The organism is Gemella haemolysans, from assembly GCF_001553035.1.
GTDB classification, from domain to species: domain Bacteria; phylum Bacillota; class Bacilli; order Staphylococcales; family Gemellaceae; genus Gemella; species Gemella haemolysans_B.
Window position 1 is genome coordinate 26203 of sequence record NZ_KQ959925.1, and the last position, 26951, is coordinate 53153.

General features: G+C 31.2%; 27 protein-coding genes and 1 riboswitch. Of the genes, 9 read left to right on the plus strand and 18 right to left on the minus strand.

Annotated features, from left to right (window positions below):
• Positions 1-37: 37 nt before the first annotated feature.
• The 7 genes from gap to gnd all read right to left on the minus strand — a co-directional run bounded on the left by gap (position 38) and on the right by gnd (position 7487).
• Complete coding sequence (gap, locus tag HMPREF3186_RS01355) at positions 38-1045, minus strand: type I glyceraldehyde-3-phosphate dehydrogenase (protein WP_060913578.1); 1008 nt, start codon at positions 1043-1045, stop codon at positions 38-40.
• 13 nt (positions 1046-1058) lie between these two features.
• Positions 1059-2057: a sugar-binding transcriptional regulator gene (locus HMPREF3186_RS01360; protein WP_231724137.1), complete on the minus strand. Its 999-nt coding sequence runs from the start codon at positions 2055-2057 to the stop codon at positions 1059-1061.
• 219 nt (positions 2058-2276) lie between these two features.
• Complete coding sequence (locus tag HMPREF3186_RS01365) at positions 2277-2903, minus strand: hypothetical protein (RefSeq protein WP_060913580.1); 627 nt, start codon at positions 2901-2903, stop codon at positions 2277-2279.
• Positions 2904-3002: 99 nt separating this feature from the next.
• Complete coding sequence (locus HMPREF3186_RS01370) at positions 3003-3965, minus strand: asparaginase (protein WP_060913581.1); 963 nt, start codon at positions 3963-3965, stop codon at positions 3003-3005.
• A gap of 15 nt (positions 3966-3980) precedes the next feature.
• Entirely contained in the window at positions 3981-4556 is a 576-nt protein-coding gene (locus HMPREF3186_RS01375; protein WP_060913582.1) for a beta-class carbonic anhydrase, read from the minus strand.
• A 155-nt stretch (positions 4557-4711) separates the two neighbouring features.
• A complete protein-coding gene (gene zwf, locus HMPREF3186_RS01380) occupies positions 4712-6103 on the minus strand; it encodes a glucose-6-phosphate dehydrogenase (RefSeq protein ID WP_084812627.1) in 1392 nt (463 codons plus the stop codon).
• The gene (gene gnd, locus HMPREF3186_RS01385) at positions 6075-7487 is read right to left on the minus strand and encodes a decarboxylating NADP(+)-dependent phosphogluconate dehydrogenase (RefSeq protein WP_060913583.1); all 1413 of its coding nucleotides are present in this window, start codon (positions 7485-7487) and stop codon (positions 6075-6077) included. The genes zwf and gnd overlap by 29 nt, the downstream gene beginning before the upstream one ends.
• Positions 7488-7932: 445 nt before the next feature.
• On the opposite strand from gnd, the gene aldA reads away from it, so the two are divergent.
• From aldA to ribE, 6 genes are all read left to right on the plus strand, one after another.
• On the plus strand, positions 7933-9384 hold the full coding sequence (gene aldA, locus HMPREF3186_RS01390; RefSeq protein ID WP_060913584.1) for an aldehyde dehydrogenase: 1452 nt from the start codon (positions 7933-7935) through the stop codon (positions 9382-9384).
• Positions 9385-9870: 486 nt separating this feature from the next.
• Positions 9871-11214, plus strand: a complete 1344-nt coding sequence (locus HMPREF3186_RS01395) for a sodium-dependent transporter (RefSeq protein ID WP_060913585.1) — start codon at positions 9871-9873, stop codon at positions 11212-11214.
• 107 nt (positions 11215-11321) lie between these two features.
• Positions 11322-11446, plus strand: a riboswitch (FMN riboswitch).
• A gap of 172 nt (positions 11447-11618) precedes the next feature.
• The gene (gene ribD / locus HMPREF3186_RS01400; protein ID WP_060913586.1) at positions 11619-12689 is read left to right on the plus strand and encodes a bifunctional diaminohydroxyphosphoribosylaminopyrimidine deaminase/5-amino-6-(5-phosphoribosylamino)uracil reductase RibD; all 1071 of its coding nucleotides are present in this window, start codon (positions 11619-11621) and stop codon (positions 12687-12689) included.
• Positions 12674-13285, plus strand: a complete 612-nt coding sequence (locus tag HMPREF3186_RS01405) for a riboflavin synthase (RefSeq protein ID WP_004263116.1) — start codon at positions 12674-12676, stop codon at positions 13283-13285. The genes ribD and HMPREF3186_RS01405 overlap by 16 nt, the downstream gene beginning before the upstream one ends.
• Complete coding sequence (locus HMPREF3186_RS01410; protein WP_060913587.1) at positions 13278-14453, plus strand: bifunctional 3,4-dihydroxy-2-butanone-4-phosphate synthase/GTP cyclohydrolase II; 1176 nt, start codon at positions 13278-13280, stop codon at positions 14451-14453. Before HMPREF3186_RS01405 ends, HMPREF3186_RS01410 begins: the two co-directional genes overlap by 8 nt.
• 13 nt (positions 14454-14466) lie before the next feature.
• Positions 14467-14928, plus strand: a complete 462-nt coding sequence (ribE, locus tag HMPREF3186_RS01415; RefSeq protein ID WP_004263049.1) for a 6,7-dimethyl-8-ribityllumazine synthase — start codon at positions 14467-14469, stop codon at positions 14926-14928.
• 60 nt (positions 14929-14988) lie between these two features.
• Here ribE and guaB read toward each other — a convergent pair whose 3' ends face one another.
• From guaB to HMPREF3186_RS01455, 8 genes are all read right to left on the minus strand, one after another.
• Positions 14989-16452: an IMP dehydrogenase gene (guaB, locus tag HMPREF3186_RS01420; RefSeq protein WP_060913588.1), complete on the minus strand. Its 1464-nt coding sequence runs from the start codon at positions 16450-16452 to the stop codon at positions 14989-14991.
• Positions 16453-16469: 17 nt separating this feature from the next.
• A complete protein-coding gene (locus HMPREF3186_RS01425; RefSeq protein WP_060913589.1) occupies positions 16470-17060 on the minus strand; it encodes a xanthine phosphoribosyltransferase in 591 nt (196 codons plus the stop codon).
• A gap of 108 nt (positions 17061-17168) precedes the next feature.
• Positions 17169-18044 carry an Hsp33 family molecular chaperone HslO gene (hslO, locus tag HMPREF3186_RS01430; RefSeq protein WP_060913590.1) on the minus strand — a complete coding sequence of 292 codons (876 nt, stop codon included), beginning with the start codon at positions 18042-18044 and terminating at the stop codon, positions 17169-17171.
• A 126-nt stretch (positions 18045-18170) separates the two neighbouring features.
• A complete protein-coding gene (locus tag HMPREF3186_RS01435; RefSeq protein ID WP_060913591.1) occupies positions 18171-18716 on the minus strand; it encodes an LOG family protein in 546 nt (181 codons plus the stop codon).
• A 120-nt stretch (positions 18717-18836) separates the two neighbouring features.
• On the minus strand, positions 18837-19610 hold the full coding sequence (locus HMPREF3186_RS01440) for a type III pantothenate kinase (protein WP_060913592.1): 774 nt from the start codon (positions 19608-19610) through the stop codon (positions 18837-18839).
• A gap of 163 nt (positions 19611-19773) precedes the next feature.
• On the minus strand, positions 19774-20952 hold the full coding sequence (locus tag HMPREF3186_RS01445) for a helix-turn-helix transcriptional regulator (protein ID WP_060913593.1): 1179 nt from the start codon (positions 20950-20952) through the stop codon (positions 19774-19776).
• Positions 20953-20980: 28 nt separating this feature from the next.
• Entirely contained in the window at positions 20981-21802 is an 822-nt protein-coding gene (locus HMPREF3186_RS01450) for an ABC transporter permease (protein WP_060913594.1), read from the minus strand.
• Positions 21802-23019, minus strand: a complete 1218-nt coding sequence (locus tag HMPREF3186_RS01455) for an ABC transporter ATP-binding protein (RefSeq protein WP_060913595.1) — start codon at positions 23017-23019, stop codon at positions 21802-21804. Before HMPREF3186_RS01455 ends, HMPREF3186_RS01450 begins: the two co-directional genes overlap by 1 nt.
• Positions 23020-23515: 496 nt before the next feature.
• Between HMPREF3186_RS01455 and HMPREF3186_RS01460 the strand changes: the two genes are divergently transcribed.
• A complete protein-coding gene (locus tag HMPREF3186_RS01460; RefSeq protein ID WP_060913596.1) occupies positions 23516-24082 on the plus strand; it encodes a 5-formyltetrahydrofolate cyclo-ligase in 567 nt (188 codons plus the stop codon).
• Positions 24057-24827, plus strand: coding sequence for a class I SAM-dependent methyltransferase (locus HMPREF3186_RS01465; protein WP_060913597.1), 771 nt, complete (start codon positions 24057-24059; stop codon positions 24825-24827). The genes HMPREF3186_RS01460 and HMPREF3186_RS01465 overlap by 26 nt, the downstream gene beginning before the upstream one ends.
• A 3-nt stretch (positions 24828-24830) precedes the next feature.
• Here the strand turns inward: HMPREF3186_RS01465 and HMPREF3186_RS01470 are convergent, their stop codons facing one another.
• The 3 genes from HMPREF3186_RS01470 to HMPREF3186_RS01480 all read right to left on the minus strand — a co-directional run bounded on the left by HMPREF3186_RS01470 (position 24831) and on the right by HMPREF3186_RS01480 (position 26281).
• Complete coding sequence (locus HMPREF3186_RS01470) at positions 24831-25097, minus strand: UPF0223 family protein (RefSeq protein ID WP_060913598.1); 267 nt, start codon at positions 25095-25097, stop codon at positions 24831-24833.
• Between the two features lie 7 nt (positions 25098-25104).
• A complete protein-coding gene (locus HMPREF3186_RS01475; RefSeq protein WP_060913599.1) occupies positions 25105-25779 on the minus strand; it encodes a response regulator transcription factor in 675 nt (224 codons plus the stop codon).
• 94 nt (positions 25780-25873) lie between these two features.
• On the minus strand, positions 25874-26281 hold the full coding sequence (locus HMPREF3186_RS01480; RefSeq protein WP_331709131.1) for a VanZ family protein: 408 nt from the start codon (positions 26279-26281) through the stop codon (positions 25874-25876).
• Positions 26282-26581: 300 nt separating this feature from the next.
• On the opposite strand from HMPREF3186_RS01480, the gene HMPREF3186_RS01485 reads away from it, so the two are divergent.
• The gene (locus HMPREF3186_RS01485) at positions 26582-26899 is read left to right on the plus strand and encodes a DUF1904 family protein (protein ID WP_060913601.1); all 318 of its coding nucleotides are present in this window, start codon (positions 26582-26584) and stop codon (positions 26897-26899) included.
• The last annotated feature ends 52 nt before the right edge of the window (positions 26900-26951 follow it).

Below are 26951 nucleotides of genomic sequence, written 5' to 3' on the forward strand. Positions count from 1 at the left end.
TTATATCTTATCTACTCTTATTTATTACCTAATTAGATTATTTGATTAATCCTGCAAAGTATTTTAATGTTCTTACTAATTGAGCAGTGTAAGACATTTCGTTGTCGTACCAAGATACAACTTTAACTAATTGTTTGTCACCAACAGTGATAACTTTTGTTTGAGTTGCATCGAATAATGATCCGTAAGAAATTCCTACGATATCAGAAGATACGATTGGGTCTACGTTGTAACCGAATGATTCGTTAGAAGCAGCTTCCATAGCAGCGTTAACTTCTTCTGCTGTAACAGTTTTTTCTACTACTGCTACTAATTCAGTTAATGATCCTGTTGGTACAGGTACACGTTGAGCAGCTCCATCTAATTTACCGCTTAATTCTGGGATTACTAATCCGATTGCTTTAGCAGCACCAGTTGTGTTAGGTACGATGTTAGCAGCTGCAGCACGAGCACGACGTAAGTCTCCTTTAGGGTGTGGAGCATCTAGTGTATTTTGGTCACCAGTGTATCCGTGGATAGTTGTCATTAATCCTTCAACTACTGTGAAGTTATCGTGTAATGCTTTAGCCATTGGCGCTAAACAGTTAGTAGTACATGAAGCACCAGAGATAACTGTTTCAGTTCCATCTAAGATTTCGTGGTTTACGTTGTAAACTACAGTTTTAACGTCGTTTCCACCTGGAGCAGAGATTACAACTTTTTTAGCTCCTGCTTTAATGTGAGCTTCAGCTTTTTCTTTAGAAGTGAAGAAACCAGTACATTCTAATACTACGTCTACTCCTAATTCTCCCCATGGTAATTCAGCTGGGTTTGGATTAGCGAAAGCTTTAATTTCTTTACCGTTTACTACGATGCTTCCTTCTGCTGCAGATACTTCTCCGTCAAAACGACCTTGAGTTGTGTCGTATTTTAATAAGTGAACTAGTTGAGCAACTGGTGTTAAGTCGTTAATTGCTACTACTTCGATCCCTTCTACGTTTTGGATTCTTCTTAATGCTAGACGTCCGATACGTCCAAATCCGTTAATTGCTACTTTTACTGTCATTTTTTAGTTCCTCCTAAAAATTTTTATTAACTTTTTTTATTATTTTTTTGCAAATAGCCTCGTCAATAATCAGTGTTGCATTCGCTGGATTAGTATTTAAGTAACTGTATACCGCATCAGCTTTTGCCTCTCCACCAACTATCGTAAAGACATTATCAATGCCATTAACATCTTTAAAACTCATACCTATAGTAGAGGTTTTAAATATCTCACTGCCGTTCTCATCGAAATAACTTCCGAATGATTCACTAACAGCTTTTTTCTCATTTAATACTTCTAAAACTTCTTTAGACGACTTACGTCTTTCTGCCATTTCAAAAGCATTTCCTATACTATGGATAATTATGGATGTTTTTTCTATAACATCAAGTGCATTTTTTACAACAGGCTCTTTTACAAGTTCCTCTAATGCCTTTTGTCCTATATTATCTGGTGCGTGTAACAATTGATATGCATGACCTGAATTTTTAGCCATTTTAGACGCTATATCATTTGCTTGATACTCAGTATCCACGACAGATAGGCCACCTCTTATCGGTGTTATAGTAACATTTTTCCCATAACCAAATGTTGCATTAGCTTTGCCGGCTATGTAGTACATTGTACTTCCTCCGCTGACTCCAATTACGCAATCTTTAGTTATTTTAGCATTAACCTTATCCAAAAGTAGGCTTGTCATTTCTTCTCTAGTGGCTTCATTATTAATAAAGTCACCCGCAACTATATGAACTTGTTTTATTGAAAAATGATTTTTTATAAAACTTCTTTCTTTTGCAAAGACATCGTTTATAACCGCTTCTTTTATCTCTAAAAGAAGAATCTCTCCTTTTTCAGTAATACTCATCCCTGTAGCGTTTTTTGTAATTAGCCCTAACTTGGATAAAACTTCACATTCTGTACGTAATTGCCTTTCTGTCATATTGATAAAATTCAATAATGTTTTTCGACCAACAGGTTGATTAACTTTAATAGTAACCAACAGTTCATATCTATTATTAAATTTCATAAACATTTCAGGTACGAGTCTACTTTGCATATGTAACAAATGTAAAATATCCATCTTATGTTTCCCCTATAGAATTGAAAATTTATTTGTGGACACCTTTTGTCCGGTTAGGTCGTTTTTCGACCAACTTGTTTTAAAAAAATAAACTTTCTGATTAAAATTATAGCAAAGACTTAACAAAAAATCAAGTCCTTACAGAAAGATTTTAATCAAAAAATTCATTTTCTATTTTAAGATTGTTAGTAATTCAATTTGGATTATGAAATAAAATACAAATATCATTTCATATTCCTTGTAATCTATTGGTAACTCAGAGATGTATTGACTAGGATAATTTACTTCAATATCTTTTTTCAAGTCAGCTACGTTAATATTATCAAAATTGTATCTAGCAAGTAAGTTCTCTAATTCACTATCACTATAATAGAATATTTTCTTAACTTTTGAAGAAAATAAACTATCAGCTAGTGTAATATTCTCTAAAACAGATAATACTGATTGTAGATCGTAAGCTGCTTTTTTAGAATTTTCCGCAATAACGCTGTATAATTTTTTCAATAAAAGTCTCGGGATTTTGTACTTTAACTCTAGTACTTCAAAATCGATTTCCTCAATTTTTTTTGTATTTTTTTGTTTTTTTGTATTATTTTGTTTTGTAGATTGTTCAGCATTTTTTTCAAAAAAGACTACTAACTTATCTTCTATTTCTATTATTTCATTTTTATTAAACTCAGTCTTATTACCTAAGTTTTTTAATGTTTTCTCTTGATCTAATTTTTGGTATGGTCGTTTAAATTTGTTTTCATCAAGTAGATAAAAACCGCGATACGACTTGTGATATTTAAATTTCAATTTTACACCTCTTTCCTAATTTTAATCATTTAATATACTACCATAATTATAAAAATTATTCAACCTTATAAACATATAATATAGTAATTAAAACAATTATTAAAACAGTTCTCTTAGTTTTTCAAATGATATACCTGCCTCCAGTAAAATCATTAATTTAACTCTAGCTTTTTGACCACTTAGTCCCGTTGTAAAAATAACTCCATCTTGTTGGAATCTTTTTCCTCCACCTTCATAGTCATAAACATCTTGAGTAACTCCATTAAATGCACGAGAAACAAAAACTACAGGTATACTCTTCTTAATACAGTTTCTAACAGCAGAAACAGTTTGTGGTGGTAGGTTCCCTGCGCCTAAAGCTTCTATAACTAAACCATCCGCACCTAAATCACAAACAGCATTAATCAACTTCTCATCCATTCCAGCATATGCTTTTAGTAAATATACTTTCTTTTCAGTAGTATTTACCTCATAATGTTCCTCTTTAATCAATTTTTGGAAATATATAACATTATTTTTCGACACAAGTCCTATCGGACCAAATGTTGGTGTCTGGAATGTCGCAACATTGGTTGTGTGAGTCTTTGTGACATAGGTCGCTGTATGAACTTCATCATTCATCACCACTAAAACTCCCTTATCACTACTTTCTTCATCAGTAGCAACTACTAAAGAGCTTCTAAGATTGGCTAGCCCATCTGCTCCTATTTCATTACTTGAACGCATAGCTCCAGTTATAACAATTGGAATATTTACATCAAGAGTTAACTCTAGATAATATGCTGTTTCTTCAAGCGTATCTGTACCATGAGTAACCACTACACCATCATACCCTTCTTGAACAGCTTTATTTATTCTATTTTTAATACCTAACATTTCATTTTGCGTTATTTGAGGTGATGCTAGATGATATAAATCTTCCACATACAAATCGGCAATATACGAAAATATATTCCCACCTACTCCTATAGGATTAGTCTCTGTAGGACCAACTTTCCCAGTTTTCTGATCCTCACTCATAGAAATAGTGCCACCTGTATTTAGTATTAATATTTTTTTCAACTTACGCTCCCCTTCCTATTTCCTTAAATTATCATAACCATTAACTACTAAATCTACTTTCCCATTTTCAGGATTGATAACCAACCCGTGAACAGGTACATCTTTTGGAATCAATGGATGTTTCGTTATCATATTTACGTCATGAGCTACACTTTCATTAACATCATCAAAACCATGTAACCACGAACTCAAATCAAGTCCTGAATACTGCAAAATATCTAAAGTTTCCTTACCTACACCCCTACTCTGCATTTTTTCCATAATTAAATTAGTATCAATATTTTGCATACCACAATCATGATGTCCCATAACGATAATCTCATCTGCTTTAAGCATATAAACAGCTATTATCAGACTTCTCATTATAGAACCGAATGGATGAGTCAAAATTGCACCAGCATTTTTTACCACTTTCACATCTCCTGAAGATAAATTTAGTGATTTTGTCGCTAACTCAACTAATCTTGTATCCATACATGTAAACATCACTACTCTCTTTGCAGGGTATTTATCTTCAGTTTTATATTTTTGATATTCCTCAAACCTTACGAAATACTCATTATACTCCAACATTGAATCTAAAAGTCTCATTTTATTGCTCCTTTTCAAACTCTCTATTTTTATTCATCTTCTCATTATACTACACTTATCTGATATCGTAAACTTTGCAATTCTGACGCCTAAATTTTCAAATTATAAAAATTAAATGTATTGTATGACTTTACTCACACAATACATCTAATAATCTATTTAACCCAATTAACAAGTTCGTCAGCTTCTTTAGGACCTTTTGAACCTTGTTCATAAGTATATAATGGAGAACCTTGTTCTTCATATTTAGCTATTAACTTATTAACAAAAGTCCATGAAGCTACAATTTGATCCCATTGTGAGAACAACGAACGATCCCCTTTAAAACATGCATCCAACAATCTTTCATATGCTTCAGGAGTATTTATTCTATTTTCTAAAATACAACTTTGGCAAAAATCTAGTGAAATTTGCTGAAGCTCTTGCTCTGTTCCCGGTTTTTTCGCATTAAATTGGAAATAAACACCCTCATCTGGTTGTATTCTAATTATCAATACATTACCAGGAACATCACCAACAGCTTTAAATTGAACAACAACTTGAGTTTCACGGTTATCCATTTTCTTACCTGTTCTTATAAAGAATGGTATCCCTTCCCAACGCTCATTATCTATATATAATTTAAGAGCTGCATATGTTTCCGTTTTAGAATCTATAGGAATATTTTCTTCTTGTAGATATCCTTCATACTGACCCATTACTAAACTGTCTCGAACATCTTCAATTGGTTTAAGCGCCGAAAGAAGATTATATTGACTTTCGTGGATTCTGACACTTTCTGTCCCCTTAGGTTCTTCCATAGCCACTAGCGACAACACTTGTAATAAATGGTTTTGAACCATATCTTTTAAAGCACCACTCTTATCGTAATAACTAGCCCTAGTTCCTACACCTACTGTTTCAGCAGCAGTAATTTGAACATTTTCGATGAAGTCTTTATTCCAAATACCTTTGAATATTATATTTTTAAAACGTAAAGAAAGAATGTTTTGAATCATTTCTTTACCTAAATAATGATCGATATGATAAATTTCATCTTGATTGAAGAATTTTTCAAGTTCATCATTTAATAATCCTGCTTTTTCTAAATCTTCTCCGAATGGTTTTTCTATGATAACCTTCGCATTATTTTCTGAACAATGTTTTTGAAGACCATTTGTTATAGTCATGAAAAATGAAGGTGCTACCGCAAAATAGTATACGTGATTTTGAATATCTTGCTCAACATAGAAGTTTTGCAGCATTTCATAATCATCTTCATTTGTCATATTCATTTTGAAATAAATAATTCTCTTAGCATAAGATTCAAATTCTTCATCATCAAACTTGGTACGAGCATGTTCTTTTACCCAAGTACGAACAATATTAATATAATCCGCTTGCGAGTATTCTCTACGTCCAATTACAACAATCTTAAAATCATCGGCTAATTTAGCTAATGCATTTAAGTTATATAATGCAGGTAACAGTTTTCTATATGTTAAGTCTCCTGTCCCCCCAAAAAGTGTTATAGCTGTTTTATTTTCCATTATTTCCAACCCAGTCATAGTGATAACTTCCTTCTTTATCAGTTCTTTCAAAAGTATGTGCTCCAAAATAGTCACGTTGCGCTTGAATTAAGTTAGCACCACTGTTTGCTGTAGTGTAGATATCTAAGTATGAAATTGCAGATGTCATAGCACTTAGTGGTAATCTGTTAGTAATTGCTAATGCAGCAACTTCACGTAAACTATCTTGTCTTGTTTCGATTACTTCTTTGAAGAATGGATCAAAAATTAAGTTTTCTAATTTTGGATTATTTTGGTACGCTTCGATAATGTTTTGTAAAATTTTCGCTTGAATAATACATCCACCACGGAAAATTTTAGCGATTTGTGAATAATCAAAAGTCCAGCTGTATTCTTTTTCAGCAGCTTGTAGTAATTTGAATCCTTGTGCATATGATACAATTTTTGAAATGAATAATGCATCTTTTACAATATTTTTTAATCTTTCTTTGTCTTCTACAACTGCATAAGGTTTACGAGTGAATTCTTGTTCAGCGCGAACACGTTCTTCTTTAAGATTTGACATATATCTTCCATTTAAAGCAGCTGTAATAACTGATACATCGATTCCTAAGTCAATAGCTTGTTCGTTAGTCCATTTACCTGTACCTTTTTGTTGAGATTTATCTAAGATTTTATCTACTAAGTAGCTTCCATCTTCTTCTTTAACTTTGAAGATATTTGCAGTGATTTCAATTAGATAAGATTCTAATTCACCTTTATTCCACTCTTCAAAAGTTTCTTGTAATTCTTCATTAGTAAATCCACCTAAGTGTTTAAGAACTTTGTAAGCTTCAGAGATTAATTGCATATCTCCATACTCAATTCCATTGTGGACCATTTTCACATAGTGACCTGCACCACCAGTTGAAGTGTAGCTACAACATGGAACGCCATTCACTTTAGCAGCAATAGCTTCTAAAATTGGACGAATTTCTTCATATGCTTTTTCATCTCCACCAGGCATTAAAGCAGGACCAAATCTTGCACCTTCTTCTCCTCCTGATACACCAACACCGAAGTAGTTGATTCCTTTTTCTAATAATAAGTCGTATCTTCTTTGAGTATCTTTGAAGAATGAGTTTCCTCCATCGATAATAATATCACCTTTTTCTAGTAGAGGTGTTAATTGTTCTATTAAACTGTCAACAGCAAACCCAGCTTTGACCATTAAAACAACTTTTCTAGGTTTTTCTAGACCGTCAATTAGCTCTTGTAGTGAATATCTTCCTACTACATTTTTGTGTGGATGCTCCTCTAGCATTTTATCAACAACTGTTGTTGTTCTATTAAATACCGCAACTTTAAATCCATTGTCCGCGATATTTAAAGCTAAGTTACTTCCCATTACTGATAAACCAATAACTCCTATATTCTGTTTCATTAATGAACCTCCTAATTGTTTCTTACCTAAGATTATACCACTAAACATATTGAATATGGAAATAATTTTGCTCGGAAAAATTTTTTCTTATTATTTACTTTAATTACTTAATGTATTAAATATTAAATTCAATCTTAATCTGTAACAAGTACAAAAATTTAATTTTTGTAAATCAATAATCTTCTTCTTTTATGTATGCGTTTTATTTGCTATATTACAGATATTTATATTTTTTTGATTGTCCCCCTCTCTCATTAATTAACACTTATTTTTGAAAATATACATATACAATTTTTTTATTAAAATTATCGAATTTAATCTTTAAATATATAAATATATATCAAAAACTTAAACAAAACACTTGATTTATACTTTTTCATAATATATAATGTTAGCAAGAAATGGTAACGTTTACTTACTAGAAAAGAAAAAGGAGAACTAAACTATGAGTGAAGTAAAAGTTTTAAAAAATTTTATCAATGGGGAATTCGAAAATAATTCAAATTATGATTATCTTGACGTATTAAATCCGTCAACAGAAGAAGTTATCGCAAAAGTTCCTTCTTCTTCAAAAGAAGATGTAGACCGCGCTATCGATATCGCTGAAGTTGCACAACGTGATTGGGAGAAATTACCTGCTGTCGAAAGAGGAGCGTACTTAAGAAAAATTGCGGATCGTATTCGTGAACGCGAACCAGAAATTACACAAACTATTGTTAACGAAGGTGGGAAAACTTTCGATTTAGCTAAAGTTGAAGTATTATTTACAGCTGATTATTTAGATTATATGGCTGAGTGGGCTAGAAGATATGAAGGGGAAATTATTCAAAGTGATAGAAAAGATGAACACATCTTCTTATTCAAACGCCCTCACGGAGTAACTACCGGTATCTTACCTTGGAACTTCCCATTCTTCTTAATCGCTAGAAAAGCTGCACCAGCTTTACTTACAGGGAATACAATCGTTATTAAACCTAGTCAATTAACACCAATTAATGCAAATATTTTCGCTGAAATCTGTGTGGAAGTAGGTCTACCTAAAGGTATCCTAAACATTGTCCACGGTCGTGGATCTGTAGTTGGAAATAGATTAGCTTCTAACCCTAAAGTTGGATTAGTAAGCTTAACAGGTAGCTTAACAGCTGGACAAGAAGTTATGAAAGCTGCCGCTGAAAACATTACTAATGTTTCTCTAGAACTTGGAGGAAAAGCACCAGCTATCGTCTTTAAAGATGCAGACTTAAATCTTGCTGCTAAAGCAATCGTAGCTTCTCGTGTAATTAACTCTGGACAAGTATGTAACTGTGCAGAAAGAGTATATGTGCACGAAGATATTAAAGATGAATTCGAAAAATTATTATTCGCTGAACTTGATAAAGTTAAATTCGGTGACCCTAATAAAGAAGGTGGCGTAGACTACGGACCACTTATTGAAAAACGCGCTTTAGATACTGTTGCTGAAAAAGTTGCTTACGCAGTTAAACAAGGTGCTACCCTATCTTACGGTGGAACTCGTGATGAAAAACAAGTTGGATACTTCTTTGGTCCAACTGTATTAACAAACGTAACTAACGAAATGAACATCATGAAAGAAGAAACATTCGGGCCTGTAATCCCAATTGCTACATTCAAAACTTTAGAAGAAGTATTAGAATACGCTAACGATTCAGAATACGGATTAACTTCATCAGTTTACACTACTAACTTAAACACTGCATTTAAAGCTGTTAATGGGCTAAAATTCGGTGAAACTTATATCAACCGTGAAAACTTCGAAGCAATGCAAGGATTCCACGCTGGACGTCGTAAATCTGGTATCGGTGGAGCAGATGGTAAACACGGTTTAGAAGAATACTTAACAACTCAGGTTGTTTACATGCAATTAGATAACGAATAAAAATTGAAAAAACAGATTCTAGATTTCTAGAGTCTGTTTTTTCATATTTAAATAATATCAGAAAAAACTATATGTAATCCCTAAAATATGGATTACATCAGTTTATATAATATCTATGATAAGAATTGAAAATTTAATCCCCATTTTATTTTTTTCATAAAGATTTCCAAAAAATAATTGACAAATTATCAGATAAATGTTAAGATTTTAACAACAATTATAAAAGGAGCTACTCAATAATGAAAAACACTATTTTAACTAGTAACAGAGAATACTTTTTCGTGCCATTTTAGCAGCACTTATATCTCATAGCATTGTAGATATAAGTGCAACGATGTCTACAATGGCTAGTTAAGTTTGTTTTTCGGCCATTGGTAAAAATACTAAATGGCCTTGGGTATAATAATATATATTTCTAAAAAGCTATTTAGTATTTTCTAAATAGCTTTTACTTATTTTTAAAATTAAATTTAGGAGGAAAAATTTATGTCAGATAATTCAAAATGGAGTTCTAAAATAGGATTCATACTTGCTTCTGCTGGCTCTGCAATAGGACTAGGTGCAGTATGGAAGTTCCCATATATGACCGCAGCGAATGGTGGAGGTGGATTCTTACTAGTCTTCCTTATCTTTACATTATTAATTGGTTTACCGCTTCTTCTAGCTGAATTTGTACTAGGTCGTGGCGCTGGTGTTGCAGCGATTAGAACTTTCGGTAAATTAGGAAAAAATAAAAAATACAATGTTATTGGTTATATCGGTGGATTCGCCTTATTCATCTTACTATCATTCTACAGTGTTATCGGCGGATGGATTTTAGTATATCTTGGTATTTCAATCGCAGACGCCCTTGGTATCCACTCTACTACTGATCATGCAGCACTTTTCGTTAGTATCATTTCTAACACTTGGATTGCCTTAGGAGCACAAGCATTATTCATCTTATTGAATATTTATATAGTATCTCGTGGGGTTCAAAAAGGTATTGAAAAAGCATCAAAAATTATGATGCCACTATTATTCATTATCTTCCTAGTAATTATCGCAAGATCATTATCATTACCTAACGCGATGAGCGGTGTTACTTATTTCTTAAAACCAGATTTCTCTAAAATCACAAGTTCTGGTATTTTATTCGCACTAGGACAATCATTCTTCGCATTATCAATCGGGGTTACAGCTATGCTTACATATGCTTCTTATCTTGATAGAAGAACAAACTTAGTTCAATCTGGTATCTCAGTTGTATTAATGAACATTGCAGTTTCAATAATGGCTGGATTAGCAATTTTCCCTGCGATGAGTTCATTCGGTATGGAATCTGAAGGTGGACCAAGTTTATTATTCATCGTGCTACCTCAGTTATTCAACAATATGGCATTCGGTAAAATTTTCTACATCTTATTCTTAATATTATTCTTATTTGCTACTATTACTTCATCAGTAGTTATGTTAGAAATTAATGTAGGAAACATTACTAATCAAAGAAATACTAACCGTACTAAATTTAGTGTAATTATCGGAATCTTAACTTTCATCGTTGGAATTCCTTCTGCCTTATCTTACGGTTCACTATCTAATACATTAATATTCGGAAAAACAGTTTTTGATTTAATGGATTTCCTAGTTTCTAATATTTTAATGCCACTTGGTTGTCTTGCATTATCGATATTCACAGGATATGTACTTGATAAAAAAGTAGCTTTAGAGCAATTACACATTGATGAAAATAAAAAATCTAGCTTAGTATTATTCAAAGTATGGTTATTCTTACTAAGATATGTACTACCAATTATTATACTTATCGTTTGTTTAGCACAATTCTTATAATAAATTAAACAAAACTATCACATTGTATATTTTATATTTTGTGATAGTTTTTATTTTTTATCATTGACAACCGTTTTCATTAGTGTTAATATTAAGTCATGAATTAAATATTTCTTCGGGGTCGGGTGAAAGTCCCAACCGGCGGTGACTAGTTTACTAGAAGTCCGTGAGCGCAAGCTGATCTGGTGAAATTCCAGAACCGACAGTATAGTCTGGATGGGAGAAGAAATTAGTAATATTAGGATAAAAACACCTAATACTTATTGAGAATATTTTTATAGCCTATAGTGTATCTAAAAACACTAAGGTCTATTAATTAAATATAAAACTAACCATCAATCCCGATTAAATTTGAACTTCAAATGTAATTGGGATTTTTATTATTTAGAGAGGAGTTGATAATTATGCATGAATATTTTATGAAACTTGCTCTACTTGAAGCCAAACGTGGTGATAAATACACATATACTAACCCTTTGGTAGGAGCAGTTATTGTAAAAGATAATGAAATTATCGCAAGGGGTTCACATCTTCGCTATGGATGCGAACACGCTGAAAAAAATGCAATTTCTACTTGCAAAACTCCTGAAAAATTATTTAATTCAACACTTTACGTTACTTTAGAACCTTGTAACCATGAAGGTAAACAACCACCTTGTACAGATGCTATTGTAGAAATGGGTATTTCTAAGGTAGTTGTTGCTCAATTAGATCCTAATCCTATCGTTAGCGGAAAAGGTATCAAATATTTACAAGACAACGGTATAGAAGTAATAACTAGTGTCCTTGAAAAAGAAGCTTATAACTTAAACTACACTTATAACCTATTTCATAGTGAGAAGAGACCTTATGTAGTCTTAAAGCAAGCCACTAGTCTGGACGGAAAACTAGCCTTTACCAACGAGAGAACTCAAATTACTGGTAAAGAAGTCTATGATTTCGTGAGAACTGAAAGAGATAATTATCAAGCAATTCTCGTAGGTGCCAAGACTGTATTAATAGACAATCCAAAACTAGCAGGAGCTAATACATCCTTGTTCCCACCAAAAAGAATTGTCTTAGACGCTGACGGGGCTATCTTTGAAAAAAGTAATCTTAATCTATTTAACAATAGTTCATCTGAAGTTATAGTTTTCACAAAAGTTAAACACGAAAACTTACCTTCACATGTAACTCTAATTACACCTAAAGAATTCAGCATAAAAGAAATTTTATCTGAAATAGCCAAACTCGGTATTCAATCGATTTATGTTGAAGGTGGACCTAGCATTCATGATCAATTTTTAGCTAGCGGTTATTGGGATGAAGTCATAACCTATATTTCCCCTATTCTCTTAGGAGGAAATAACACTTCATCATTCACTAGTAATAGGATAACAAGTGAAAAAATACAACTTAACAATACTAAGATTACTAAACTTGGTGAAGATATACGTATCTCAGGAAGGAGAGTTTCTCAATGTTTACAGGATTAATAAAAGAACAAGGTAAAATAGTAAAAATTATTAAATCTAGTCATAGTATAAAACTGACTATTCAAGCAAGTAAGAATTTACTAGAAACGTACAAAATTGGTGATAGTATGGCGGTAAACGGTGTATGTCTAACATGTGTTCAAAAAAGTTCATCGCAGTTTACTGTAGATATTATGCCAGAAACTTATAAAAGAACCACATTTAAAGATTTAAAAATAAATGATGCTGTAAACTTAGAACCTGCAATGGGGCATTCAGACAGATTCGAAGGTCATATAGTTTCTGGCCACAGTGATGGACTAGCTCAATTAGCAGCAAGGCAAAAAGATGAAAATGCCATTCTACTTACTTTTTCATATCCTAGTAAATTCCAAGGTGAAATAATTAACCAAGGATCTATTACAATTAATGGAATAAGTTTAACAGTAGTAACTTGTGATAACAACAAATTTACAGTGTCGCTAATTCCACATACAGCTAAGCATACAAACTTAGAAAAATTAAAAATTGGTGATAGTGTAAATATAGAAACAGATATATTAGCAAAATATATTAAAGCTCAATTAAAACTATTTGGAGGAAAATTTAATGATTAATAACGTAAGAAAAGCAATAGAGGATTTAAAAGCTGGAAAATTAATCGTTCTTATCGATGATGATGACAGAGAGGCTGAAGGAGATTTAGTAGGACTAGCAGAATTCGTTACTGGTGAAACTGTTAATTTTATGGCAAAACATGCTCGTGGTTTAATTTGTGCCCCAGTTTCAACTGACATAGCTAAAAGATTGAATCTACACTCTATGTTAGATAAAAATACAGATCCACACCAGACTGCGTTTACAGTTAGCGTTGATTATAAAACATCAACTACGGGAATCTCAGCTTTTGAAAGAGCAACAACTATAAAAGAATTAGCAAATCCAAATTCTAAACCAGAGGATTTCAATAGACCTGGTCATATGTTCCCACTTATTGGTCGTGATGGTGGAATTAAAGTTCGTCGCGGACACACAGAAGCAAGTTTAGATTTAGCTAGACTAGCTGGTTGTTCAGAAGCAACATATATCTGTGAAATTATGAATGAAGATGGTACTATGGCTAGAAGAGATGACTTGTATGAATTCGCTAAAAAATGGAATTTAACGGTAGTGGATTTGGATGAGTTAACACGTTTTTTGTCATTTGAAGATAGCGTTAAAGTAAAATTACCTACAGAATTTGGTGATTTTGATTTACAGCTCTTCGAAGATGAATTTAATAAAGAACACCTAATCATCAGTAAAGGTGATTTAACTTCTGAAGAACCTTTATTAATACGAGTTCACTCAGAGTGCTTAACTGGAGATGTCTTCACTTCTCATCGATGCGACTGTGGTGAACAACTACATGCGGCTCTACAAAAAATTTCTGACTTAGGTCGTGGCGCTGTTCTTTATCTACGACAAGAAGGACGAGGAATAGGATTAAGAAATAAACTTCTTGCCTACCAATTACAAGAGCAAGGGGTTGATACTTACGAGGCTAATGTTCAACTAGGTTTTGCTCCCGATGAAAGAGACTATACTATAGCAGTAGACATGCTTGATTACTTAGGAATTAAATCGGTAAAACTTCTTACTAATAATCCAGATAAAGTAGAACAGCTAAGTTCTTTAGGAATAAATGTAGTAGACCGTGTTCCAATAAACATAAAACCGCAAAAAGAAAACAAATATTATTTAGAAACAAAAAAAATCAAATTTAATCATTTATTAGATATATAAGGAGAATATTATTATGACAACATTTGAAGGAAAATTTATAGGTAAAGATATTAAAGTAGCAATCGTAGTAGCTCGTTTTAACGAATTTATTACGTCAAAATTGTTAGGAGGAGCTAAAGACACTCTTATTAGAAACGAAGTAAAAGAAGAAAATATCGATGTTTACTGGGTTCCAGGAGCTTTTGAAATTCCATTTATCACTAAAAAATTAGTAGCTACAAATAAATACGATGGTGTTATTACATTAGGAAGTGTTATTCGTGGAAGTACTAGTCACTATGACCTAGTTTGCAATGAGGTTGCAAAAGGTGTTGGTCATATTAGTCTTAATAGTGATATTCCTGTTATGTTTGGAGTAATAACTACTGAAGATATCGATCAAGCTATTGAAAGAGCGGGATCAAAAGCAGGAAACAAAGGTAGCGATTGTGCCCAAGGTCTTCTTGAAATGATAGATTTAACTAAACAAATTTAGTAAATAAACAAAGGTAGGAACTTGAAATTAAAGCTCCTACCTTCTTTATTATTCATATTATTATTTAGAGTAGTTTGGACTTTCTTTTGTAATTTGAACATCATGTGGGTGAGATTCGATTAATCCTGCACCTGTCATACGAACAAATTGTGAATTTTCACGAAGTGCACGTAAATCACGTGAACCTGTGTAACCCATACCTGCACGTAATCCACCGATGATTTGGTAAATTGTTTCAGAAACAGCACCTTTATAAGGTGTACGTCCTTCAATTCCTTCTGGAACTAATTTTTTACCATCTTCTTGGAAGTAACGGTCTTTAGATCCTTTTTCCATTGCAGAAATTGATCCCATTCCACGGTACGCTTTAAATGTTCTACCTTGGAAGATTTCTAGTTCACCTGGTGATTCTTCACAACCTGCAAGCATAGATCCTAACATTACAGCATGTCCTCCAGCTGCGATAGCTTTTACTATGTCACCAGTATATTTAATTCCACCGTCAGCTATGATTGTTTTTCCTAATTCACGAGCTACTGTTGCACAATCATAGATAGCAGTTATTTGTGGTACACCTACCCCTGCAACTACACGAGTAGTACAGATTGATCCAGGTCCAATACCAACTTTAACAACATCTGCTCCCGCTTCGAATAAATCACGAGCAGCTTCTCCAGTTGCAACGTTACCCGCAATAATATCTAAGTCTGGATAGTTAGTTCTTAATGTTTTAACTGCATCTAATACCCCTTTAGAATGTCCGTGAGCAGTATCTACTACGATAGCATCTACCCCTGCAGATACCAAAGCATCAACACGTTCAACCGTATCATTTGTAATCCCTACAGACGCTGCAACTAAAAGACGTCCTTTTGCATCTTTTGCTGAGTTAGGGTATTTAGCTAATTTTTCAATATCTTTAATTGTAATTAATCCTGTTAATTTTCCTTCTTCATTAGTTAAGATTAACTTCTCAATTTTGTGGCTACGTAAGATTTCACTAGCCTCTTCTAAAGTAGTTTTCTCTGGAGCAGTAATAAGGTGCTCTTTAGTCATTACTTCACTAATTTTAATATCAAAATCAGTTAAGAATCTCATATCACGGTTAGTGATGATTCCGACTACTTTCATATCTTTTTCATTGTTTACAATAGGTACACCTGAAATTCTGTATTGTTGCATTAACTCTTCTGCTTCATATACTAAGCTATCTGGTGTAAGGAAGAAAGGATCAGTTATTACTCCACTTTCTGAACGTTTAACTTTTTTTACTTGCTCAGCTTGTTCTTCAATACTCATATTTTTGTGAATTACACCTAAACCACCTTCACGTGCCATTGCGATCGCCATTTTGTGTTCTGTTACTGTATCCATTGCAGCAGAAATAACAGGTACTGATAATTTGATTTTCTCCGTTAAACTAACTTTTAAATCAACCTTCTTAGGTAAGATATCACTTTTTGCTGGTACTAAAAGTACATCATCAAATGTTAAACCTTCTTTTTGAAATTTATTTTCCCACATTTTATTAAAATCCTTTCTTATTTTTCGTCATCTGATATATTAAATTTAACTTCGTTATTTTCAAGAGAAGCTATTCTACATAAAGAACATACATTCACATTTCTTTCATCTAATAATTTTCTACCATCTTGGAAACTTTTCTCAACTAGGATACCTACACCTATAGTTTTGGCACCAGCTTGTTTCACTATTTCCATAAGCCCTAATGTAGCTTGCCCATTAGCAAGGAAATCATCGACTATAAGAACTTTATCATCTTTATTAATGAATTTTTCAGAAACTACTATAGTATTAGTTATATTTTTAGTATAGCTATGAACCTCGGCAGTATACACATCACTATTTTTCAAAGTAGATGGCTTACTCTTTTTAGCAAACACCATCGGTACTTTAAATAAATTAGCAACCATAATTGCCGGTGCAATACCACTTGCCTCAATTGTCAAAATCTTCGTTATCTTCTCTTTTTTAAAATACTCGTAAAAAGACTCTGCCATCTTCATCATTAAACCAGCATCGATTTGATGGTTTAAAAATGAATCAACTTTAAGGACATTATTATCATAAACTTTACCATCGGTAATAACCATTTCTCTTAGTAATTCCATAACTCCTCCTATATAAACTTTGAGTAATTTTACTTATGATACCAAACTTTCATTGAAAATTCAAGAGCCTAATGAAATGTTATTCATTAAGGCTCTTTATTCATAATATTATTTTAAATTTTCTAATAAGTCAGTTATTTCTTTTTGAGAGAAATGATATTTTTCTTTACAAAATGCACAAACTAATTCTGTTGTCTCTTGCTTAGCGATATCTTCCAACTCTTCTTTGCCTAATGTTACTAAAGCGTCAGCATAGCGTTCTTTAGAACATGTACATTTGAACTCAACGTCATTCTTATGTAAGATACGGTAGTTTTCTTCTCCGCCAAAGATAATATTCGCAATTTCTTCTGGAGTTTTTCCTTCATGAATAAGCGTAGAAATTGGTTTAATGTTACTTATCGCTTGTTCTATTTTAGTTATAGTATCGTTAGTAGCATTCGGAAGTACTTGTAGAATAAATCCACCTGCAGCTATTACAGAATTGTCAGTTTCTACTAATACCCCTAAAGAGACTGCTGAAGGTACTTGTTCACTAGCTGCGAAGTAATATGTGAAGTCTTCAGCGATTTCTCCAGATACAATTGGTGATGTAGTAGTATACTTCTCGTTTAATCCTAAATCACGCACTACTGTGATATTACCACCACCTACTACTCCTTTTACATCAAGTTTCCCTTGTGCATTACTTGGAATATGAACTTGCATATTTTTCGCATATGCTGTAGTTTCTCCTAGTTCATTTGATGAAGCATATATAGTCCCTACAGGTCCATCTCCTCGTACAGCTACATCAATTCTATCTCCACTCTTAAGCATAGCTCCCATCATAGTAGTAACCGTAGCAGTACGTCCTACTGCTGCAATCGCCGTTGGATACGCATCGTGTCTTTGTCTAATTTCTTCTACTAAATCTGTAGTTTTTGTTACAAAAAATCTAATTTCATCATTAAAGGCTAACCCTCTAATTAAATAATCTTTCATTAAAATTAATTCCTTTCAAATTCTCATACTTCTAAAAATTTCTTACGATTTTCTATTATACATTTAATTTTTATTATTGTCTATTTATTTTAATAACAATTAACGATAAAATAACTACGCCTTCTCTTATTTATTATTATAATTTGTGATAAACTCATTCATCTCAGCTACACTATCAGTAAATAACGTTCTTTCTCTATTTTCTTTAGTTAAAAATCCTTCTTCAACCATCTTATCAAAATATTGTTCTAGAAAATCATAGTATCCATCAACATTCATTAAAATACATGGTGCATCTTTTTTACCTACTCGAACCCATGAAATTACCTGTGAAATTTCTTCTAATGTTCCTGGACCTCCCGGTAAAGCGACAAATACATCTCCTAAATTAACAAGCTTTTCCTTCCTTACAGACATGTCGTCGACAATAATAAACTCAGTAATACCAGTGTGACTAATTTCTCTATCTACTAAAAATTGAGGCATTATACCGATAACTTCACTATTATTTTCTAATACAGTATCAGCTATAATACCCATTAGACCTACTCTACCTCCACCATAAACTAGAGTGTAGTTATTGTCAGCAATCCATTTACCCAGTTCTATAGCATTTTCTTTATATGCTTCATTTCTACCATTATTAGCTCCACAAAAAACAGTAATTTTCATTCCAACTTATCTCCTTTTTCAAAACATAATAATATCTTAGTTTTTTTCTACACTCGATATAAAGGATTCCCCCAAAAATAGAGTGGTAAATCCTTAGTATATGGAAAGTATTAATAATTATTATTTTTCTTTATTCATTTTATATAATTCAATAATACCTTTTAGTGTTAATTCTTCATCAACTATATCAACTACATCACTATATTTAGCTATAAATTTAGATAAACCGCCTGTTAATACTACTTTGTAATCTTTACCTAAATCTTGCTTCAGATGCTTAATAATATTTTCAAATTGTCCTAAGAAGCCATAGAATAATCCCGCTTGCATCTGGCTAGTTGTATCTAAACCTAATGAAGTGCTCACAGCTTCAAATTCTACTCTTGGTAACTTAGCAGCTCTTGCATACAATGCTTCTGCACTAATATTCATTCCTGGGCAAATAATTCCTCCATGGTAATTCATATCTTCATCTACACAATCAAATGTCGTTGCTGTTCCAAAATCTACAACAATTGCAGGTAAGTATGAACTAACTTTCGCTCCTACGATATCAACGACTCGATCCGCTCCAAGTTTACTACTATAAGGTTCTGGTACTTTTATCCCTGTGTTAATTTCTGCTGAAACTATAACCGGTTCTTTTTCAAAATATTTTTTACTCAATAGTTCTAGAGCAAACATCATCTTAGGCACTACACTTGAGATAACTACTCCATCAAAATCTTCAAACTTTATCCCTTTATCAATGAAGAAATTTCGAATAATAACATAAAGTTCATCTTCAGTTTTAGTATTATCTGTCGCAATGCGCCAAGAATGCAGCATCTTATAATCACTTCCAAATACTCCAAGTACAATATTCGTATTTCCAACATCTAATGCAAAAATCATTTACAATCTCCTATGATTAACTTATTTTAAGAATGATTATATTATACCACAATTATTCTAATGCAAATAGCAAAATACAAATATATTAAAGTCAATAAATTAAACTACTAGAAAAACAAAAAAAGATTATTGACTAATTTATTAGCCAACAATCTCTTTATTATTATCTTTTCGATAATGACTCTCTATATTTAAGAGGTGTCATTTTCACTAGAGTTTTGAATATTCTAATGAAGTAACTTGTATCAAAGTATCCAATATAATCAGCTACTTCTGAGATAGAAAAATCAGTATTCGCTAATAGATAACAAGCATTAGAAATACGTTTATCGTGAATATAATCTACGATACTAATCCCCATGTCTTTATTAAAAATCGAAGATAGATAACTCTTGTTAACACCTAAGTAATCACTTACGTTATCTAAGCTGATTTTCTCTGAAATACGATCATTAATATATGCTATACAGTTACGCACTACAGCTTGCTTATCTTTATATTTATTTCTATCTACAAGTAAGCAATAACTTCTTATAACATCTTCTGATAAATCGTAGTTATCAAGTTTATTTTTAATCTTAACCCATAGTTCTTCAATTCCTAGGTAATCTTCATTATGTTGTTCTAAAGCATAACGTAATAAATCGTTCATATTATATGATTTTCTACGACGAACATTGATACCTTGCTCAATATGATTTTCTTCTACTCCATGATTTCTATGACGGAGATCAAATAGCATATTCACTCGAGAAATATTTCCATCTACTACCGCTTCTAAAATTTCATGTTTGAATTTGACTTCACTCTCTAAAATTCCGTTTAAGTATGTATTTTTTCTAGAAGATGATCTTCTCACATTTTTAACACTTGAATCTTCAATTAAAATAATTGCATTTAAGAAATCAACATTCTCATCTTCAACCAATAATTCTATTAAATAATTGAATTTTTTTCTTGGCGTGATTGGTAATGAAAAATATACATCACGAATTAATTCACTAATACTTGCACCATACTTAGTTAGTGATTCTTGAAATAATTTTGTTGGTATTAAATACTCTAAAAATGGAGTGATTAAGTAAAACTCTTCTTCATTTTCACTCGGTATGAATAAACAAGAAATTCCCAATCCACTTTGACATTTTACTAATTTGCCTTCATGTAATCCTTCTTTAATTTTTGGTAAATTCCTCTTAATAAATCTACTAAAAATACTACTTAATTGTTCTTCTCCTAGATTAAAATATATTTCTTCGTCAATGTATTTAAAAGTCAATACGTCTCCATTTAAATCTAAAATATCCTTAATTCTCTCAATTTTTTTAAATGAACTTCTCATCTTACCTACCTCCTAACAATTTAATATTTTAATCGATTGTAATATCGCGTCGTGCATTTACAATATATGAAATTGTAAAGAATACAACACTATACGCTACAAGCATAATAATTAATGCATTTGCATTATCAAACTTAAAGAATTCTTTTACAGTGTTACGTCCTGCTTCACTTGCATAATATGAGCTAAATAATGGTACATCAAACATGTGATATTTCGCCCATGAGAATTTTGAAACTGCAAATATTGTTAAAGATTGAATTAATCCAGTTCCTAAAAGTGATAACATAACTAATACCAACGATAGAATTTGTGTTTTAAATACTACACAAACTAGTACTACCATAGCTACAAAGAATATAAACACCGCTAAGTCTGCTAAATTCGTAATAATTAATTGTTTAGCAACTGTTCTACCAAAATACCCTTCTTCAATAGTATCATTCAAGTGATTTAAACCTACTTTTCTATCAAAAAATACATAATATTTTGTTAAAAAGTCAAATACTGTTCCTACTACTAAGAAAATAATGTAGTTGATAAACGCTAAAACTATTTTTGCAGTTAATATTGCAGAACGCGATTTAGGTCTTGTATATAAAAACTTAATAGTTCCTTTTGAATATTCTTGAGATAAATTATTAGCTAACATAATTAGTGAGAACACCATAGCAAGTGCACCTGAAACTACTGTTATTCCGCTTAAGACTTTCACAGCATCTATCCCATCTTCAAACTGTTTTTTTGTAAAGTAACTATTTAGTAAAACAATCCCAAATGATAGTAAGAAGTATAGCCACGTAGTTTTCTTTTTATAGTCTTTTATAAATTCATTTATTAATAATTTCATTATTTTCTCTCCCCTCCTGTAATTTGTAGGAATCGATCCTCTAATGATGTATGTAACTCACGAATTGTATCTAACTCAACATTATTAGTAACTAAATATGAAATAATACGAGATTTTTCCTCACGATTAAGATTTTCAAATACAAATCCATCTTTAGTTAATTCATATTTAATACCTAGTTCTCTTATTAATCTTTCCGTTTTTTCTACATCGTGTGTTTTTACTAATGTTTTAATAATTTCATCTGCTACAAGATTTTCTAGTTTATCATCTGCAATAATTTTACCTTTTTCGATTACGATAACTCTATCACAAACTTTTTCGATTTCATCTAGTAAATGTGATGAAATTAAAATCGATACTCCTGTCGCTGCGATTTCTTTAAGTTTGTTACGGAAATCTTGAACTCCTTGTGGATCTAAACCATTTACAGGTTCATCAAGAATTAAAACTTTAGGATCATTAAGCAATGCTTGAGCCAATCCTAAACGTTGGCGCATTCCTAGAGAATAAGTTTTAACTTTTTTTCTAATTACTTTGCTTAGACCAACAAATTCAACCAATTCTTTCATACGCGCTCTTGTTACTTTTTTACCACAAACACGAGCAATTTGTTTTAAGTTCGCCCATCCTGACATATAGTTATAAAATTCAGGTGTTTCAATCATCGCTCCAACTTCTTTAAGCATAGCAGTCTTACCTATACCTAAAGGTTTTTCAAAACAATAAACATCACCTTTTGACGCTTTAGTTAATCCTACCATCATTCTCATTATAGTTGTCTTACCACTTCCATTCGGACCTAATAATCCTATAATTTCACCTTCATGCATATCAAAAGTGATATCCTCAACAATTGTTTTAAGTCCTATACGTTTCTTTAACCCTAAAACTTCAAGTACAGTGGAGCTTTCTTTCACTTCTTCTTTTTTCATTTCTTTTGCTTGTTCACTTTCTATCGCATGAACTAACTCATTTCTATCTAGTACAACTGTTTCTGCATAAACATCTACTTCTTCACTTACAGTGGGCATCACAACTGTTTCTTCAAGATTTGCTTGTTCATCATGCGGTTTTCTAGTGTAAGTAGAAGAATTTTCTATGTCTACTTGTTTTCTAATCTTTTCTAATAAACTTAAGTAATCATCTGATTTTTTACTATTTTTTCCTAATTCATCAGTGCTTAATATATCTTTATTTTTTTCTGAATTTGTCATTATTTGTAGAAGATTCCTTTCTCATAAATTTTCTTTTATATTATATCATATTTATACTATTATTTCCATTAAATAATGAATAATTATTTTTTATTTTACTACTTTCTTTCTTTACATATCTCAAATCATAATTTAAGATTTTTTTATTTCTATAAATCCCCTAGTATTGTGGAAATTTGAAATCCTTTTGTATCAATATTCATTGATTTTACATTTAATTATATTTTCTTAAAATTTTGATTATACTTGTACATACATTATTATAAAAATTCTAAAAATTAATACATAATAAATACACTTCCATCATAAATATATTTATTATTAAAATCCATATTTGTTTTTATATTAGCTTTTAGAAATAATAAAGACTAAAAATTTTTATTACACATAAAATATACTTTTTCTCATTTACATAACCTCAGATGTCCCGTATACTGCAATCAAATTAAAATTGTATTTAATTTTATGATATAATATAAATTGAGGTGAATCTACTATGAAAAAAGAACTTAGAAAAAAGTTTATTATTGAGAGAAACAAGCTATCTGAAGCGTATCGAGACTATGCATCTACTAAAATTTTTTCAATAATTGAGAATAACGAATTATTCAAATTAGCTGGAAAGGTGTTTATCTATGTTGGCTTTGGTAGTGAAATAGCAACTATACCTTTTATAAAAAAGTGGATAAATAAAAAGCAAATTTTTGTTCCAAAAATTGACAATAATACTATGAATCTTGTACATATAACGTCTCTGAAGGAATTAACTGAAGGCCATTTCGGGGTACTCGAACCAACAAGTTGCGAGTATTTTAACGGGAATATTGACCTAGTAATCACTCCTTCTATTGTTTTCGATAAGAATGGCTATCGACTTGGTTATGGGAAAGGCTACTATGATAAATATTTTGCAAAAAACAAATATAAAACAAGTATAGGTTTATCATATGATAAGCTTCTCCAAGAAAAAGTTCCAGTCGATCAGTACGATAAAAATGTAGATATTATTATTACAGAGGAGAAAACTTTAATAATAAATGAAAAAAATAATTGTAACAACTAGTGTAAAAACAACCTTAGAATTAAATGACTCGGCACAAAAACTAGCCGATGAATTAAATTTGGAATATGTCAAAAGGAATAAAACTACTATCAAACAGTTACTAGAAACGGCAAAAGGTGTAATAGTCGTTTATAAAAATAAACTAAGTTACTTCGAAAATGATTCAGAATTTTTCTTCCATTTGGACACGACTGCATTAAAAATAAAAAATTCAGACAATGAACCTTTAGTTGAAATAACAGGTAAAGAAAAGAAAAATGTTCTAGATTGTACAATGGGGCTTGCAGGTGACAGTATTTTATTAAGTTATTACGGACATAATGTTACTTCTATTGAAAAGAATAAGATTATACATCTAATTACGAGCAATGGACTTAAAAATTACATATCTCCTAGCGAGGAAATAAACAAAGCGATGAGAAAGATCATAACTTATAACTACGATTGTATAGATTATTTAAAGAGAACACCTGATAATTCATTTGATATAGTATACTTTGATCCAATGTTCTCACATAATATTAAAGAATCTGAAAATCTATCAGGGATTACTACGTTAGCTGATAAAAGTTTCCCATACGAAGAATTCATAAAAGAAGCTAGTCGCGTCGGAAAAGATAAAATAATTATTAAAGCTCACTTTAAAGACAATATATTTGAAAAATATAATTTCACTAGAATCGTTAGAAAAAACACTAAGTTTCATTTCGGATTTCTTGAAATTAATGAAAAAACCAAAAACTAAGCATTACAGCTTAATTTTTGGTTTTTCATTTTTCATTTCTTTTACTGCTTGATAACCATCATATCCAGTAATTTCTTTAAATTCACGATATAACGTATTTTCCTCAGACTTAGCTCGAACTACACTTTTAAATGCTTTATATGCAGATTTAAACTCTGTAAGTTCCACCCCTGTCAAATAACATTCTTCAATTAAATCTAAAAATTTAATAATAATGGTTATCTCATCAGTATTATATAATGTATAATCTATCGGATAATTAAATTCCATACTCTACCTACTCAAATGTGTATCCAACACCACGAACCGTTCTTAGATTTTTATCGTAACCAATTTTTCTTAATTCTTTTCTTAATCCAGAAATATAAACCTCAATAGCATTAATAGTTGTTTCTGAATCAACACCCCATACACGATCGAAGATTTCTTCTTTTTCCAGTACGATATTATTATTGATTACAAAGAATGATAATAATTCAAGGTATTTTCCTTTAATAGTGTCTAATGTTCCTCCATTTGAAGATACCAGTTCATTTTTAAGATCTAATACTAAATCTTTATAAGTAATCTCATTCTCACCTTTCAAATTACTTTCACGTTGAAGTAAGTTTGACATTGTTGTCAATAAAAGAGAAGCATCCGCTACACGTGGTAGATATTCTGTTACTCTATGCTTCATAACTCTAGCCTTTTCTTCTGTTGATTCAGCTATAGTTATTACAATTACTGGTGTTTTAAGTTCTTTTTCTTCACGAATGTAATCTAGTAAATCTATTCCGCCCATTCCTGGTAAAATACTATCAGCTATAACAAAATCATACACGTTCTCATTTACAAGTTTTTGTCCATCTAATCCATTATAACAAACATCAGCATCAAATTTTTCTGAAATTGCAGCTTTCAATGATGCAGCTAATAATTTGTCATCTTCTACAATAAGCGCTTTAATCATCAATAACTCCTCCTTTAATTTAATTTTATTTATCTAAATAATTATTTTATAACTTTTCTAAAAAAAATACAACTAAAAACCACAATATTTTTTGCTATTTTTTCATTACAAGAAAATATAAAATACTAGAAAGTAATATCCCTACTAAAGATCCACTACTATCTATTAATACATCAACAATATTTCCATCTCTTCCTACCACAAAAGTTTGATGAAATTCATCAGTAGAGGCATAGATAACAGAAAATAAAAAACTTAATATAACAGTTTTTTTTAAATCTTTTTTCTTGTTATTTCCTATGAAAAAATTAGATAAATAACAAAAAGAGAAAAAACCTAAGGTCATATATTCACTAAAGTGGCCTAATTTTCTTATGATTAAATCATTAGAAATCTTTGATGATTCCTCACCTGGTTGACTAGAAAATAAAAATATCACTAGGCAAACTAAAATTAATATTATTAATGAAAAGTATTTCTTATATAAAAGTTTAATAAAAATTTCTCCTTAGTATTTATTTTAATATTTTTTTCCTACTTTCTATCATACCATATTATTCTAATAAATGATAATATTTGTAAGTAAAATAATCAATAAATTACTTTTCGCTTTCTACAAACCATCTAAAAAACACAATATTTTCTTTAAATTACAGATATAGTAGAAGTCATTACTATTTATTATAAATAAAAATTTAATTCTATATACTTTAAAATTCTCTCGTTCTAAACTTTTTCTAACAAAAATAATATATATTATGTTATAATTAAGGAAAACGAATTCAAATAATGGAGGTCTATTATGCCACGTATAGTTGCTAGAGGATTTAAAAAAGAAGATTTAAAAAAAGTTAGTGCTGAACTTTTCGATACTATTGCTGAAATAATCGAAAGACCACGTGAAGCTTTTACATTAGATTTAATTGAAAGTATTGCTATTCTTGATGGAGAAGAAATTAGCAGAGCAAACCTAGAAATCGGATGGGTTCACCGCCCTGTTGAAGTTTGCGAAAAAGTTGCTACTGCTGTTAATGAACTATTTAAACCTCTTGGTTATGAAACAGTAATGATTTCATTCAAAGATATTGACTTAGCATACGAATTTGTATTCAAAAAATAATTATTAAAAAAGAGTGATTTAAAGGTTGTATACTAAATCCGGGGCATGGAAA